We start from the raw sequence: 14,759 nt of genomic DNA on the forward strand, positions 1-14,759 counted from the left end.
TCTCCCGAAGGTCCATCGAAAGTGCCTTACCCACTGCTCGCCCTCCATCTTGTGGTCGGCGACAGTGAATCAGCAAAATAAGCCTATGTGAATCCCCCTTGATTCAGGTCGATTTCATCACGCTCTAGGTGCCAGAACCTGCGGATCGATCATGTTGATCGGCGCACCGCGGGCAAAGGCGTTGATCTGTCTAAGGATATCCTAAAGCTGCAGATCGAATTCATCTTCGCTTACATAGCCAATATGGGGCGTCGCGATGACATTCGACTTCCAAACGTCAAGGGACTGTGATGGATAATCAAAGTCACGTGCCGTATTTAAAGGGCCAACAGGGCCAGCCGACATTTTTGATGCCGACTGGTCCATTTATGAAGTCTTACAGGCACTCGGCCAGGGTCCTGGCCATGTTGCGGATCAACTGAGGATAGAGCGCAGGACCCGGATCAAGATCGACCCCAAGTGGATCGATCACGCCAGTGCTTGCGTCTGTTCCGTCAAGAACAGTGGTGACAAGACCTTCGTTGAACTGCGGTTCGGCCAGTACGCAATCAGTGCCTTCGTTACGGACCCGCCCCTGAATTTCGGCAACACGCGCCGGACTTGGATCTGTCGCATCGCTTAGGGAAATGGCACCCGATGCCGGAAAGTCGAAATCCGTTTCGAAATACTGATAGGCATCGTGGAAGACGATGAAGTTACGGCCCCGCACCGGGTCAAGGATCTGATTGACCTCGGTAGTCAGAGCTTCCATCTCAGCGCGCGCGGCCGCAGCGTTGGCGAAATATGTGCTGGCGTTGTCGGGATCTGCGGCCGACAATTCAGCCGCAATCAGATTAAGCCAAGCCTTTGCATTTGCTGGCGACAGCCAGGCGTGGGGGTCGTGGGCGCCGTGAGCGTGATCATGATCGTCATGCGCATGTTCCTCGTGACCGTGGTCATGATCATCATGCCCGTGATCATCGTGGGCGTGATCGCCGTGATCATGGCTGTGATCATGAGACGCTGTTTTCGCATGCTCTTCGTGACCATGATCATGTGTGTCATCGCCGTGGCTGTGGGCTTCAAACAAGGCCCCTTCACGGAAATCGAGTAACGTTGTTTCGTCCGCCTCAAGCAGTGTCATGACAGATGCACCGCTTGCCAGTGTTTCGACCGCATCTTCCATCCAGGGTGTCAGATCTTCGCCCATCCAGACCACGATATCGGCGTCCTGCAATGCTGCTGCCTCGGATGGCCGCATGCTGTATTCATGGGGCGACGCGCCAGGGGGCAGGATCAGGTTGGGGGTGCCAACCCCGTCCATAACGCGGGCGACAAGCGAATGTACCGGTGCGATGTCGACGGCTACATTTGGCACATCCGCCATAGCGGTTCCGCACATCAGCGCGGTCACAACTGATAATGGGGCAAGCTTTCTGGACATCGAATTCCCTTTGTGATTTTATAACATTATTCGCGGCATATATGATATGTCATAACATGACAATAGAGGCCCAAGGCATGTCCGCCCAAAACATCACCCCCGTCGGGTTTGAAAAGCATGACCATAGGGCCTGCGTCAGCCAGGCCCTTGCGGCAGCTGATGCGCGCTGCGCCGCCGAAGGTCTGAGATTGACGCCTGTGCGCCGCAAGGTACTTGAGCTTTTGCTGCAGGAGCACCGGGCGCTTGGGGCCTATGCGATCCTTGATCTTTTGCGCGACGCTGGCTTTGGATCACAACCGCCTGTGGCCTATCGGGCACTGGATTTTCTGGTGGAACATGGTTTTGTTCACAAGATTGAGCGCCTGAATGCTTTTGTCGCCTGCACACATCCCGGCGAAAGCCATACGCCCGCCTTTATGATTTGCCGTCTTTGCGACGCAGTGGCCGAGGCGCAGTCGGCGGCCGCCAAAGGCGGACTTGGCGCGGCCGCCCGCGCCGCCGGATTTCAAATCGAAAAGACAGTTGTTGAAGCCGAAGGCATCTGCCCCGCCTGTGTTGACAAGGCCAACGTATGAGCTTGATTTCCGTCAAGAACCTGGGCGTTGCCTATGGCGCCAATACTGTGCTGCACCATGTGGATCTACATCTGGAACCGGGTGAAATCGTGACCATTGTCGGTCCGAACGGATCCGGCAAGACCAGCCTTTTGCGGGCCATCATCGGAGCCGTTGAACCGGCCAGCGGTCAGATCTCCCTGAAGCCCGGACTAAAGATCGGCTACGTGCCGCAGCGGCTGCACATCGACCAGACTTTGCCGATCACAGTCGAGCGGTTCATGCGGTTGACCGATCGTGTCACACGGGCGACCTGCGCATCAGCGCTTGAGGCGGCAGGAGTGCCCGACCTATTGAAAAGACAGATGTCACAGCTATCCGGCGGGCAATTTCAGCGTGTCTTATTGGCCCGCGCTTTGATCAACAAACCGGACGTTCTGCTGCTGGATGAGGCAACGCAGGGGCTGGACCAGCCCGGATCAGCCGCCTTTTACCGTCAAATCGAACAGGTGCGCCGCGACACGGGATGCGCCGTTCTGATGATCAGCCATGAGCTGCATGTGGTGATGAGCGCCTCGGACAGGGTGATCTGTCTGAACGGTCACGTCTGCTGCGAAGGAACGCCCGCCGTCGTCGCCTCGGCGCCTGAATATCGTGCGCTTTTCGGAACGGGCACGGGTGGGGCCTTGGCGCTTTACCGGCACGATCATGATCACGACCACGATCATGACCACCCCCACAGTCATGAGGCCGCCGAATAATGCTGGACGATTTCATGACCCGCGCCACGCTTGCGGGCGTAGGCGTGGCTTTTGCTGCGGCCCCGCTTGGGTGTTTTGTGGTTTGGCGCCGGATGGCCTATTTTGGCGATGCGACAGCACATGCGGCCATCCTTGGGGTGGCTTTGTCTTTGGCGCTTCAGATTTCGATCTTTGCGGGCGCGATGGTCGTCGCGCTGATAATGGCGGTGACCGTTACATTTCTGACCGGACGTGGCTATGCAATGGACACGCTTTTGGGGGTGCTGGCCCATTCGGCCCTTGCTTTTGGCCTGGTTGCGGTTTCGTTCCTGTCTGGCATCCGCATTGACCTGATGGCCTATCTTTTTGGGGATATCCTGGCTGTGTCGCGCCTGGATCTGATGGTGATCTGGGGGGGCGCGATCTTGGTCATAGCACTGGTCGTCTGGCGCTGGTCGGCGCTTCTGACGGCGACGCTGAACGAAGAGCTGGCCTATGCCAGCGGCCTTGATCCCAAACGAGAACAACTGATCCTGACCCTTTCGCTGGCGATCACCGTTGCTGTGGCAATCAAAGTGGTCGGGGTGTTGCTGATTGCTGCCATGCTGATCATCCCGGCGGCTGCGGCCCGGGGTCTTGCCCGAACGCCCGAGGCCATGGCCGGCGTCGCAGCAGCAATCGGTGCTGTTTCGGCCGTCGCTGGCCTTCAGGGAGCTTATATTTTCGATACACCTGCTGGACCCTCGATTGTCTGCGTCGCCGCGATCCTTTTCGCGGTTCTGAACCTGATCACATGGCGCAGTCAAAGCGGTGCCTGATGCCTGCAAGACTTTTCATTGGCAGCGAACTTCTGTGTTATCTGCACCGGTATGACAATCTATCTGAACAGCTGGTATGATCTGCTTGGACCTTGTGCTGAATGATGGCTGCTACAAAGCGCTGTATCAGAGTTTGGTTGAAAGCCGACAAATATGATACAAAGCAATCTTTTTGTCGATAGGTTCGTAAAACAGGCAAGTAAGATTGCGTCTTCGGGTTTGACTTGGGTCGTTAAACGACCTAGAGGGTGCAAGTGTCGCTGCGCTTTCGCGTGAGCAAGCCGTGCACCAAATGCACACAGCGGCCGAATATAATCCGTTCCCCATCACGCAGGGTTCAAGCCGCGAGCGCCGGATGGTGCGGGACACGCCCGCCCATCCCGAGGCCCCGCGAACCCTCATATGCCGCACGACGATGTGGCAGTTATAAGTGGCCATGCGGCTTTGCTGCTGTCGTTGGCCCAGTTAGGAATACACTTGTTAGATTTCGATATGCTCGGCTTGAAGCCGACTTTGAACGACGCGCTTAAACGCGCAGGCTTCACCAAACCGACGCCAATCCAAAACCAATCCATCCCGTTTGCCCTTGATGGTCACGACATCCTTGGTCTTGCCCAAACCGGTACTGGCAAAACGCTTGCCTTTGGCATTCCCTTAGTCAATGCCATGCTGGATGCACCAGGCAAACCAGCACCTAAAACGGCCAAGGCACTTGTGCTTGCGCCAACACGTGAGCTGGTCAACCAGATCGCTGAACACCTGAAATCGCTGACTTCGCAGACCCGACTGAAAGTCAATACTGTGGTTGGTGGGCAATCCATTGGCAAGCAAATCAATTTTCTGTCCCGTGGAACCGACATCCTTGTCGCGACACCAGGCCGTCTGATTGATCTGATGGACCGTGGCGCCGCCGACCTTGGTCAGGTTCGTTTCCTGATATTGGACGAAGCGGACCAAATGCTGGATCTTGGTTTCATCCATGCTTTGCGTCGGATTGCCCCCAAGCTTGGCACTCCACGCCAAACAATGTTGTTTTCCGCCACGATGCCCAAACAGATGGAAGAACTCAGCCGCGCCTATTTGGTAAACCCAAAGAAAGTCCAAGTCGCACCACCGGGCAAAGCCGCGGATAAAATCACGCAGTCCGTGCATTTCCTAGAAAAGGCATCCAAACCCCGCAAACTGCGCGAAATTCTGTCTAATGACATGGATGCCCTGACCTTGGTGTTCGCGCGGACCAAGCATGGCGCCGAAAAACTGATGAAAGGTCTTGTGGCAGACGGTTTCAACGCTGCATCTATCCATGGCAACAAAAGCCAGGGTCAGCGGGATCGCGCGATCAAGGCGTTTCGCGAAGGAAAGATCACTGTACTTGTAGCGACTGACGTTGCGGCTCGGGGGATCGACATTCCCGGCGTTTCTTACGTTATCAATTACGATCTGCCTGACGTGCCCGACAACTATGTTCATCGGATCGGTCGAACCGCTCGTGCGGGGCGCGAGGGTGAAGCAATTGCGCTTTGCGCACCCGATGAGGAAAAGCTTCTCAAACAGATTCAGAAGCTTATGAAGATCGAGATCCCAATAGGCAGCGGTGCTGCTCAAGCGCCCCTTGCAAAGGAAGCTCGAGCAGGGTCGAAACGAGGTCACGGTGGGAAACAAGACCATTCAAACAATACTGACCGAGCAACCCATAAAAGACGCCGTAGACGTCCAAACCGACAAGCTGCATGAAAGACCGACAGGCCGCTTTTGAACACAAAGCGCCGAAGCGGGCTTCTGGCCAGAACAGCACCTGATGCGGGTCGCTCAGCTTTAGAAGCCGTTCTTCTTTCTTTGATTGAACTGCAGCTAAAGCCTGATCAGTGAAGCCTTTGCGGAACTCAAGTGAGGCAGACTGGCGCGGCTTACATTGGCGTAAATGGTCAGGTCAGTATCCGCCAAGTGCTTTCTTAGACGTGAGTGGATCATTTAGGGATGATCTTATTCAACATGTTGCGAATGTCCGTCACATCGAATCTTGTGTTGGTTTTTAGGGTGGAATGTAAATTTTTCACTCAACTTTAGACAATGTTCTAAAGGTTAATTCGTTCCCAGCTTGGAACTGCATAATCACACTTGATAGGCCTATCATAATCCAGCATTACGAGTGGCATAATGACCAGCTTTACTAAACGCTTTGGCCCGCGCGGTATGCATTTGAATGTCAAAGCGTCGCGCGCATTTTGTGGTCTTTGGTAAACATCATGCGGACATGGGTGACTGCGATCGGACCATTCCACGTCAGTCTTTCAAGGGTGAACAGGGCTGATCCGGGGTCGCAATTCAGAATCTTTGCTGCATCGGGTGAAGCAGTCATGGCGAAGAATGAAATTTCGCCGTGGGTGTAGGGTACATTCTGCAACAGCCACTCGTTTGCACTGATGTTGTCAAAAAGCTCTTCATTCACCTTGGGAGTGACCTCAAGATTGACCCACCGATCTTCGAATGCGTAGGGTCGGCAGTCCGCCAGATGCAGTGCTTTCAGGCGAAGCAGTCTTTTGCCATGCTTGACCCCAATCGCGTCTGACACCGCGTCAGGCGGAGCAGTCACTTCACGCTGAAGCAACTGGTGATTGTAGGTCTGGCCACCTTCTTCAATTTCCTGCCGCATGACGGGAATGTCAAAAGTCGCTTTGGCGACAGGCTGCTCGGCGATCCGTGTGCCCGCTTTTCTGCGCCGATCCAAAAGACCGGTCTTGGCAATTTCGCGCAAAGCCCGATTTACAGTGGTGCGGGCACAGCTAAATTCTGCGGCAAGGTCTGCCTCGTTGGGTATTTGTTCGCCAGGCTTCCAGATGCGCGTATTGATCCGGCGCAGCACTTCATCATGAACGCTTTGCCAGCTCTGTTGTCGTGACATAGTCATATCTCAGCCATCAAAGAGCGCTGGACGGTGCGGTAAGTGTTGCTGATTGCGTCGTGGTTTATGTGGCGCCCTTCGCGGACAACGTGTCGTCCTGCGGACCAGACATCGCGCACAAGACGGTCATCGCCTGCGAAGATCCAACTGTCCAGAACTGTGTCTTCCGTCCGGTTTTCCAGGTGGATCGAGGCGTCATCAACGGCCAGCAGATCCGCCCAGCAACCCACTTCGATTGCACCGCTCTGCCGCCCTGTGGCGCGCGCACCGCCTTTGACGATCGCCTCAAACAGACGACGACCCGTTGAGTGTTCTGGTGTTGCGAATGCAGCGCGCGAGTTGTCTCGCAGACGTTGCGAATACTCAAGCGTCCGCAATTCCTCTGTCAGAGAAACGCGAATGTTGCTGTCAGAGCCAATTGCAAGGCTGCCGCCTTTAGACACCCAGGATGTCCCGTTGAAAATGCCATCACCCAGGTTGCTTTCAGTGATGGGGCACAAACCTGCTGTCGCGCCGGTTTGTGCAAGGCGCGTTGTTTCATGTGCGGTCATCTGCGTGCAATGGATAAGACACCAGCGCGCATCCATCTGCAGGTTTGAAAGCGCCCAGTCTACTGGACGTGCGCCCCAAAGCTCTTGAACTTCATCGACCTCGGCCAGTTGTTCGGCCAGATGCATGTGAATTGGGCCCGTGTCAAAGGTTTCAGCGATTTGCTGCAGATCAGTCTGCGACACGGCCCGAAGGGAATGTGGTGCGACACCAATTATCGCATCATCTGGCAAGTGTCCCACGGCTTGGGCGGCACCTTCATGAAGCTTCGCAAAACGTTCAAAATCGTTGCCAAATCTAATTTGCCCCGCCGTAAGGGCCCGGCCATCGCAGCCGCCAAATTCATAGAGAACGGGTAACAGGCAAAGGCCGATACCTGTTTGATCTGCCGCTGCCGCCACCCGCCCGGACATCTCGGCAAGATTGTCGTATGGCGCACCGCCGGGCTGATGATGCAGGTAGTGGAATTCTGCATTTGTCGCATATCCCGCTTCCAGCATTTCCATCTGAACGAGGGCCGTTATCGCCTGAATGTGTTCGGGTGTCAGTTGATCCAAGAAGCGATACATCAGCTTGCGCCACGTCCAGAAATTATCATTTATGTCAGGCCCGCGCGCCTCGGTCAGACCCGCCATTGCACGCTGAAATGCATGGGAATGAACATTCACGGGCGCGGGCAGCAGCACCCCGACAGATTGTCCCTGCTTAGGTGTATTAACGGCGATGTTCTGAATGCGGCCCTGATCCACTGTTACACAGACATCTTCTGCCCATCCACCGGAAAGCAGGGCGCGTCTGGCCCAGATTATGTCCATCTGATACTCACTTGACAGATATTATGTATGCACATAATAGCAATACATCGCCCCTTCACAAGCACAATCAGATGCTGCTGACCCACGCCACACTTGCAACACTCGTTTCAGATCAGGACTATGGATTCATTCGCGATGGCGCAGTGGCCTTGAAGGGTGACAAGATCGCATGGGTTGGGCCGATGTCCGAAATTCCTAAGACATTTCGCGGTACCGAACCATTCGACGTTCAGGGTCGGCTTGTGACGCCTGGGTTTATCGATTGCCATTCCCACATCGTCTATGGCGGCAATCGTGCGGCAGAGTTTGAGCAGCGTTTGAACGGTGCGAGTTACCAGGAAATCGCGCAAGCGGGCGGTGGGATCATCTCAACCGTAAAAGCAACACGTGCCGCTTCAGAAGAAGACCTGCTGTCAACTGCCATTTCCCGTGTTGAGGCTATGCTGGCACAAGGCGTCACGACACTGGAAATCAAATCAGGCTATGGTCTGGACCGCGAAACCGAATTGAAAATGCTGCGGGTCGCCCGCGCGATTGGGTCCAAATGTCGTGTTTCGGTTTACACGAGCTTTCTGGGGGCGCATGCAATTCCCCCAGAATACGAAGGACAACCAGACACCTATATCGACGATGTTTGTATCCCGACCCTGAGGGCCGCCCATGATGAAGGGCTGGTGGATGCAGTGGACGGGTTTTGCGAAGGTATTGCCTTTGATGCGGAACAGATCGCACGAGTCTTCGATGTGGCGCGTCAGCTTAACTTGCCCATAAAGCTGCATGCCGAGCAGCTTTCAAACATTGGCGGAACGCAGTTGGCTGCGCGATACAAGGCGCTTTCGGCAGATCATCTGGAATACGCCACGTCTGATGACGCGGCAGCTTTGGCCCGGTCAGGCAGCGTGGCGGTGATCTTGCCGGGTGCATTTTATACACTGCGGGAAGAGCGACCGCCGCCCATTGACGCCTTCCGAACCCATGGTGTGCCGATGGCGCTGGCGACCGATAGCAACCCGGGCTCCTCACCCATGACATCGCTTCTGCTGGCCATGAACATGGGATGTACCCTGTTTCGGATGACCCCTATGGAAGCCCTTATGGGGGTGACACGCAATGCAACGCGGGCACTTGGTCTGAGCGATCGTGGGACAATTCAGCCAGGTGCCCGCGCCGATCTTGCCGTATGGCAGGCCGACCACCCGGCCGAATTGTCGTATCGGATCGGCGACACAGCCCTTCATTGCCGTATCTTTGAAGGTGCACTATGACTGCGATCCTTTATCCTGGCGCGGTGACTCTGTCGCAGCTTCGTACAATCTGGAATACGGGCGTTGCTGCTGTTCTTGCCACCGAAGCGCACACCGGGATCAAGGCCGCCGCTGAACTTGTTGCTCAGCTGGCAAATGGGGACGAGCCTATTTATGGCGTGAATACCGGTTTTGGTAAACTCGCCACTGTCAAGATCGCCACTGAAAACACAGCGCTTCTGCAACATAATCTGATCCTGTCCCACTGCTGCGGAGTGGGCGAGGCGCTGGATATCCCGACGGCGCGGCTGATGATGGTTCTCAAGCTGCTGTCGCTGGGTCGCGGTGCCTCGGGCGTTTCCATGAAGACGGTTCGCCTGATTGAGGACATGCTGGCGCGGGATGTCGTTCCCGTCATACCTTCCCAAGGGTCGGTCGGAGCATCCGGAGATTTGGCACCCTTGGCCCATATGGCCGGCGCCATGCTTGGTGAGGGCGAAGCCTTTTGGCGTGACACACGCATGTCCGCCAGTGCGGCGTTAGAAAAAGCCGGGCTACGCCCGATCATTCTGGGTCCAAAAGAAGGGCTGGCCTTGATCAACGGCACCCAGTTTTCGACTGCCTGTGCGCTGGTCGGCCTTTGGGGGGCATTTACGAATATCGCAGGCAGTGTTGTGACCTCGTGTTTGTCAACGGACGCAATCATGGGCTCAACAGCACCTTTGCGCGATGCCATTCACACGTTGCGCGGGCACCCCGGCCAGATTGCTGTAGCTCGGGCGCAGAGAGCCCTGTTGGATGGGTCAGAAATCCGCGAAAGCCACCGCGTGGGTGATACCCGCGTTCAAGACCCCTATTGCATCCGTTGCCAGCCGCAGGTCACGGGGGCGGCACTTGATCTTTTGCACGCAGCACACCGCACGCTGGAAATCGAGGCCAACGCCGTTACTGACAATCCGCTGGTTCTGGTGGACGATGGCGTGATCGTGTCCGGCGGGAATTTTCATGCTGAACCCGTGGGCTTTGCCGCCGATCAGATCGCGCTGGCTTTGTCCGAAATCGGGGCGATTGCACAGCGCCGCGTCGCTTTGATGGTCGATCCCAGCCTGTCCTTTGATCTGCCCCCCTTCCTGACGCCGCAACCCGGCCTGAACTCGGGGCTGATGATCGCTGAGGTAACGACCGCCGCGTTGATGAGTGAAAATAAACACCTGGCAAACCCTTGCACAACGGACAGCACACCAACATCCGCCAATCAGGAAGATCATGTGTCAATGGCGGCCCATGCCGCACGGCGGTTGTTGCGCATGAATCAGAATCTGAATGTCATTCTGGGCGTTGAAGCGATATGCGGCGCACAAGGCATTCACTTTCGTGCGCCTTTGAAAACCAGCAAGGCCTTGCAGGACGCGATCGCGGTATTGCGCCGGTCTATTCCGGTTTTGAATGAAGATCGCTATATGAAACCCGACATGGATGCCGCAACCGGCCTCATCGCATCAGGGGCTTTGACTGATGCGGTTGATCTTCCGGATTTCGTGCGGGGGGCTGGCTAGATGCACCCGGCCGAGGTTTCGCGTGGGTCTGGCCCAATCGTTTTGGGCGTGCCGCACGCGGGCACCTTTGTACCAGACGACATAGCGGGGCAGCTAAATGATACCGGCCGCGCCCTGGCGGATACCGATTGGCACATTGATCGGCTTTACGACGGGCTATTGCCGGATATCACGATGGTGCGGGCCACGTTTCACCGCTATGTAATCGACGCCAATCGCGACCCTGGTGGACAAAGCCTTTATCCCGGACAGAACACCACCGGCCTCGTGCCGCAGACGGATTTTGATGGTCGGCCAATTTGGCATGCGCCGCCCGACGCGACCGAGGTGGACCGCCGCCGCACCGCATTTCATGCGCCATATCACGCGGCTCTGAAGTCAGAACTCGAACGGGTCAGGCAAATGCACGGTATCGCGATCCTTTATGATTGCCATTCCATCCGGTCGAATATTCCGTTTCTTTTCGATGGCACCTTGCCTGATTTTAACATTGGTACCAATCAAGGGCGGACCTGCGCACCAGAGATCGAAGCGACCGTTTTTGAATTTTGTCAGGCCACGTCAGACTATACCACCACCGTGAACGGTCGTTTTAAGGGGGGGTGGACAACACGGCACTACGGATGCCCGGCCGCCGGTATTCACGCCATCCAGATGGAATTGGCGCAATCGACCTACCTGAAGTCTGAAGCTGCGCCTTGGCCCTATGACGCCGCAAAAGCAGAGCGCCTGCGCGGTGTGCTGGCGCGTATTCTGTCCCGATTGGGCGATCTTTCCCCCGATTTGAAAGGTAAGACATGACTGATCCCCGACACAACCAGCGCGATATCTACCCTGCAACCGGTACAAAGCTCACGGCAAAATCCTGGCTGACCGAAGCACCCTTGCGGATGTTGATGAACAACCTGCACCCCGATGTGGCCGAAAACCCGCACGAATTGGTTGTTTATGGCGGTATTGGCCGTGCCGCGCGCACATGGGACGACTTTGATACCATTGTTGCGGCGTTAAGGGATCTGGACGAAACGCAGACACTTTTGGTGCAGTCGGGCAAACCCGTCGGAGTGTTCACGACCCATAAAGACGCGCCGCGAGTGTTGATCGCAAATTCGAACCTTGTGCCGAATTGGGCCAACTGGGATCACTTTAACGAACTCGATAAACGCGGGCTGGCGATGTACGGCCAAATGACCGCGGGATCATGGATCTATATTGGAACGCAAGGGATCGTCCAAGGCACTTATGAGACCTTTATGGAGGCCGGGCGTCAGCACTATGCTGGCGATCTTGCAGGGCGCTGGATCCTGACAGCGGGTCTTGGTGGCATGGGCGGCGCCCAGCCATTGGCAGCCGTTATGGCCGGTGCGTGCTGTCTGGCAATTGAATGCGATGAAGACCGCGCGGATTTTCGGCTGCGCACGCGGTACGTCGACGAAAAGACCCATGATCTGGATGACGCTCTTGCGATGATTGACCGATGGACCAAGGCACGCGAAGCCAAGTCGGTCGCTTTGATCGGGAACGCAGCGGACATTCTGCCCGAACTGGTCAAGCGCGGGGTTCGGCCCGATATCGTCACCGATCAAACCTCGGCCCATGATCCCATCCACGGCTATCTTCCCCAGGGCTGGACTGTGGCTGAGTGGCGCGCAAAGCAGGAAACCGCCCCGAAAGAGGTGGAGGTCGCCGCCCGGGCCTCGATGAAAACGCACGTCGTCGCAATGGTCGATTTTTGGAACGCAGGTGTGCCGACGCTGGATTACGGCAACAATATCCGGCAGGTCGCGCAGGAAGAAGGGCTTGAAAATGCCTTTACCTTCCCGGGATTTGTGCCGGCCTATATTCGCCCGCTCTTTTGCCGCGGCATTGGGCCGTTTCGCTGGTGCGCGCTTTCCGGCGACCCCGAAGACATCTACAAGACGGATGCCAAGGTCAAAGAACTGATTGATGATCCACATTTGCACAACTGGTTGGACATGGCGCGCGAACGCATCGCGTTCCAGGGGCTACCAGCGCGGATTTGCTGGGTCGGGCTGGGACAACGCCACAAACTGGGGTTGGCCTTCAACGAAATGGTCCGAAACGGAGACCTGTCTGCGCCCATAGTCATCGGACGCGATCACCTTGACAGTGGCTCGGTCGCATCGCCCAATCGGGAAACAGAGGCGATGAAGGATGGCTCAGACGCAGTGTCTGACTGGCCGCTTCTGAATGCGATGCTGAACGTGGCCAGCGGTGCAACCTGGGTGTCGCTGCACCACGGCGGCGGCGTCGGAATGGGGTTCAGTCAGCATTCCGGTATGGTCATCTGTTGTGACGGCTCAGAAGATGCGGATCGCCGTCTTGCCAATGTGCTTTGGAACGATCCCGCCACAGGCGTCATGCGACATGCGGATGCGGGGTATGAGATTGCAATCGATTGTGCAAAAGAACAAGGCTTGAACTTGCCTGCTATTTTGCAGGGTAGTCGGTAGAGCTGACATTCCAAAGTGGTGGCTTTGGACCTTTCCTGTTTTGATGCCGCTCCTTTGATAGCATTTATTGCAACAAAGGAGACGGATTATGGGACTGAAGCGGACGGACGAATTCCGTGCTGATGCGGTTTGGATCGCGCGGACGAGCGGGCTGAGCAGGAAGCAAGTGGCATCTGATTTGGGCGTTGGCCTGTCGACGCTGAACAAGTGGGTGACGGCGCATCATGACAGTGATTTTGTGTCTGACAAGGACCTCGACTTTGCGCGTAAGAATGAACGGCTGCGGCGAGAGAACCGTATCCTCAAGGAGCAGAGGGCGATTTTAAATTGAAACCGGATCAGAAAAGGTCCCGGTGGGGCGTTTTCCCGGTGGAAGGCCACGCAGGTCTTCGCGGGCCTAAAGCTATGAGGGTGATGTGCGAGAACGGCATCCACGTCGAACGCTCGAAGAAATACAAGGTGAGGGGGGATCAGGCTTTGATCCAGTGGATCAAAGTCCCCGATGCAAGACTGACAGCAACCACGCCTTCAACATCGCGCCGAATTTGCTGAACCGCGACTTCACCGCGGATGCGCCCAACCAGAAATGGGCTGGCGACATCAGCTATGTCTGGACCCGCGAAAGCAGTCATTAAAGCGTTTCGACATTAAACTGAGCTATATCCGGCGGCCTTGAAGTAGTTCCAGCACTCTGTTTGGTCATAGAGATCACAGGTTTCTACGAAGCGAACGCGGGCTTTGCCGCGCTGCAGATTTTGGCCCGTCCCAACATGAAGCACCGGTTTAGGTCAGGATTGCAGGATGCAGCTGCTTGATAGGGTTCCGAAATTTCGCCGCACCGTTTCAAAGGCGCCTGACGTTCCTTAGAGTTCATTTTGAATGGCATAGTTCGATGGGGGATTGCACGGCCAAATCCATAGCCTGAGCAGCTTCGGCGTCTTCGGGCTTGATAAAACCCGCCGAGGCCATTTTGCGCAGGACAAAGTTGCGTCGTTGCAAGGCGCGGTCGTAGTGTCGGGTTGGATTGAGCATAGTTGGTGCTTTGGGAATAGCTGCCAGATAGGCCGTTTCTGCTAATCCCAGATCATCGACTGATTTGCCAAAGTACGCCTGTGCTGCGTCGTGCACGCCATAGCATCCTTGGCCAAGGAAGACGGTGTTGATGTACCAGTTCAGGATTTCGTCTTTCGTAAATTCACCTGCGATGACGCTGGCATAGCCGTTCCAGACCATTTTGTTCGTAGCCCGCGGCAGTTGCATGTAGCCAAGGTGGATTGTGATGACGGAAAACTGAGGTGTGTGAGAGTGGAAGTTTCTGTCTTCAGTGGCGGTGAATGCGTTCAGGATGTTTTGAGGAACCGGGGGCCAATCTGCAGATAGCTTGTCGTATGATGCGCGCAGTTGTGCGGCGGTTGGGATATTTTCTGCGCCCTCAGCACGGGCGGTCAGGGATGTGAGCGTAAGTAGAAGTAGGAGTGGAAGCAATCGGGTCGTCATTTTTTGCTTCTAAATTAAAGCTTACCCAGAAGCTATTCTTAAACGACCAGAATGCAGAGCTAGAGCGTGATGAAATCGACCTGAATCAAGGGGGATTCACATAGGCTTATTTTGCTGATTCACTGTCGCCGACCACAAGATGGAGGGCGAGCAGTGGGTAAGGCACTTTCGATGGACCTTCGGGAGA

General features: G+C 55.9%; 12 protein-coding genes and 1 pseudogene. 9 read left to right on the forward strand and 4 right to left on the reverse strand.

Annotated features, from left to right (window positions below; genetic code table 11):
• Positions 1-376: 376 nt before the first annotated feature.
• Positions 377-1,423, reverse strand: coding sequence for a zinc ABC transporter substrate-binding protein (locus H7848_RS18815; RefSeq protein ID WP_208354425.1), 1,047 nt, complete (start codon positions 1,421-1,423; stop codon positions 377-379).
• Between the two features lie 77 nt (positions 1,424-1,500).
• On the opposite strand from H7848_RS18815, the gene H7848_RS18820 reads away from it, so the two are divergent.
• The 4 genes from H7848_RS18820 (at position 1,501) to H7848_RS18835 (ending at position 5,269) form a co-directional block, all read left to right on the forward strand.
• Positions 1,501-1,998, forward strand: coding sequence for a transcriptional repressor (locus tag H7848_RS18820; RefSeq protein ID WP_208354446.1), 498 nt, complete (start codon positions 1,501-1,503; stop codon positions 1,996-1,998).
• The gene (locus tag H7848_RS18825) at positions 1,995-2,738 is read left to right on the forward strand and encodes a metal ABC transporter ATP-binding protein (RefSeq protein ID WP_208354428.1); all 744 of its coding nucleotides are present in this window, start codon (positions 1,995-1,997) and stop codon (positions 2,736-2,738) included. Before H7848_RS18820 ends, H7848_RS18825 begins: the two co-directional genes overlap by 4 nt.
• On the forward strand, positions 2,738-3,535 hold the full coding sequence (locus tag H7848_RS18830; RefSeq protein ID WP_208354430.1) for a metal ABC transporter permease: 798 nt from the start codon (positions 2,738-2,740) through the stop codon (positions 3,533-3,535). Before H7848_RS18825 ends, H7848_RS18830 begins: the two co-directional genes overlap by 1 nt.
• Positions 3,536-4,012: 477 nt before the next feature.
• Entirely contained in the window at positions 4,013-5,269 is a 1,257-nt protein-coding gene (locus H7848_RS18835) for a DEAD/DEAH box helicase (RefSeq protein WP_208354432.1), read from the forward strand.
• 472 nt (positions 5,270-5,741) lie between these two features.
• Here the strand turns inward: H7848_RS18835 and H7848_RS18840 are convergent, their stop codons facing one another.
• Both H7848_RS18840 and H7848_RS18845 read right to left on the reverse strand, forming a co-directional pair.
• Entirely contained in the window at positions 5,742-6,437 is a 696-nt protein-coding gene (locus tag H7848_RS18840; RefSeq protein WP_237072857.1) for a GntR family transcriptional regulator, read from the reverse strand.
• A 2-nt stretch (positions 6,438-6,439) separates the two neighbouring features.
• Positions 6,440-7,801, reverse strand: a complete 1,362-nt coding sequence (locus tag H7848_RS18845; RefSeq protein ID WP_208354437.1) for a formimidoylglutamate deiminase — start codon at positions 7,799-7,801, stop codon at positions 6,440-6,442.
• Between the two features lie 71 nt (positions 7,802-7,872).
• On the opposite strand from H7848_RS18845, the gene hutI reads away from it, so the two are divergent.
• From hutI to H7848_RS20090, 5 genes and pseudogenes are all read left to right on the forward strand, one after another.
• On the forward strand, positions 7,873-9,066 hold the full coding sequence (gene hutI / locus H7848_RS18850; RefSeq protein WP_208354439.1) for an imidazolonepropionase: 1,194 nt from the start codon (positions 7,873-7,875) through the stop codon (positions 9,064-9,066).
• Positions 9,063-10,601: a histidine ammonia-lyase gene (hutH, locus tag H7848_RS18855; RefSeq protein WP_208354441.1), complete on the forward strand. Its 1,539-nt coding sequence runs from the start codon at positions 9,063-9,065 to the stop codon at positions 10,599-10,601. Before hutI ends, hutH begins: the two co-directional genes overlap by 4 nt.
• Positions 10,602-11,402: an N-formylglutamate deformylase gene (hutG, locus tag H7848_RS18860; RefSeq protein WP_208354443.1), complete on the forward strand. Its 801-nt coding sequence runs from the start codon at positions 10,602-10,604 to the stop codon at positions 11,400-11,402. It abuts the gene before it with no gap.
• The gene (hutU, locus tag H7848_RS18865; RefSeq protein WP_208354444.1) at positions 11,399-13,075 is read left to right on the forward strand and encodes a urocanate hydratase; all 1,677 of its coding nucleotides are present in this window, start codon (positions 11,399-11,401) and stop codon (positions 13,073-13,075) included. The genes hutG and hutU overlap by 4 nt, the downstream gene beginning before the upstream one ends.
• Positions 13,076-13,163: 88 nt before the next feature.
• Positions 13,164-13,698 (forward strand): annotated as a pseudogene (locus tag H7848_RS20090) (transposase); the annotation flags it as partial.
• 247 nt (positions 13,699-13,945) lie between these two features.
• Here the strand turns inward: H7848_RS20090 and H7848_RS18880 are convergent.
• Positions 13,946-14,572, reverse strand: a complete 627-nt coding sequence (locus tag H7848_RS18880) for a transglycosylase domain-containing protein (protein ID WP_208354445.1) — start codon at positions 14,570-14,572, stop codon at positions 13,946-13,948.
• Between the last annotated feature and the right edge of the window lie 187 nt (positions 14,573-14,759).

Source organism: Pseudaestuariivita rosea (genome assembly GCF_017592335.1).
GTDB lineage: Bacteria > Pseudomonadota > Alphaproteobacteria > Rhodobacterales > Rhodobacteraceae > Parasulfitobacter > Parasulfitobacter rosea.

Coding starts and splice junctions, on each gene's coding strand:
- H7848_RS18815 (WP_208354425.1), bottom strand. CDS start 1,423: ATGTCCAGAAAGCTTGCCCCATTATCAGTTGTGACCGCGCTGATGTGC.
- H7848_RS18820 (WP_208354446.1), top strand. CDS start 1,501: ATGTCCGCCCAAAACATCACCCCCGTCGGGTTTGAAAAGCATGACCAT.
- H7848_RS18825 (WP_208354428.1), top strand. CDS start 1,995: ATGAGCTTGATTTCCGTCAAGAACCTGGGCGTTGCCTATGGCGCCAAT.
- H7848_RS18830 (WP_208354430.1), top strand. CDS start 2,738: ATGCTGGACGATTTCATGACCCGCGCCACGCTTGCGGGCGTAGGCGTG.
- H7848_RS18840 (WP_237072857.1), bottom strand. CDS start 6,437: ATGTCACGACAACAGAGCTGGCAAAGCGTTCATGATGAAGTGCTGCGC.
- H7848_RS18845 (WP_208354437.1), bottom strand. CDS start 7,801: ATGGACATAATCTGGGCCAGACGCGCCCTGCTTTCCGGTGGATGGGCA.
- hutI (WP_208354439.1), top strand. CDS start 7,873: ATGCTGCTGACCCACGCCACACTTGCAACACTCGTTTCAGATCAGGAC.
- hutH (WP_208354441.1), top strand. CDS start 9,063: ATGACTGCGATCCTTTATCCTGGCGCGGTGACTCTGTCGCAGCTTCGT.
- hutG (WP_208354443.1), top strand. CDS start 10,602: ATGCACCCGGCCGAGGTTTCGCGTGGGTCTGGCCCAATCGTTTTGGGC.
- hutU (WP_208354444.1), top strand. CDS start 11,399: ATGACTGATCCCCGACACAACCAGCGCGATATCTACCCTGCAACCGGT.
- H7848_RS18880 (WP_208354445.1), bottom strand. CDS start 14,572: ATGACGACCCGATTGCTTCCACTCCTACTTCTACTTACGCTCACATCC.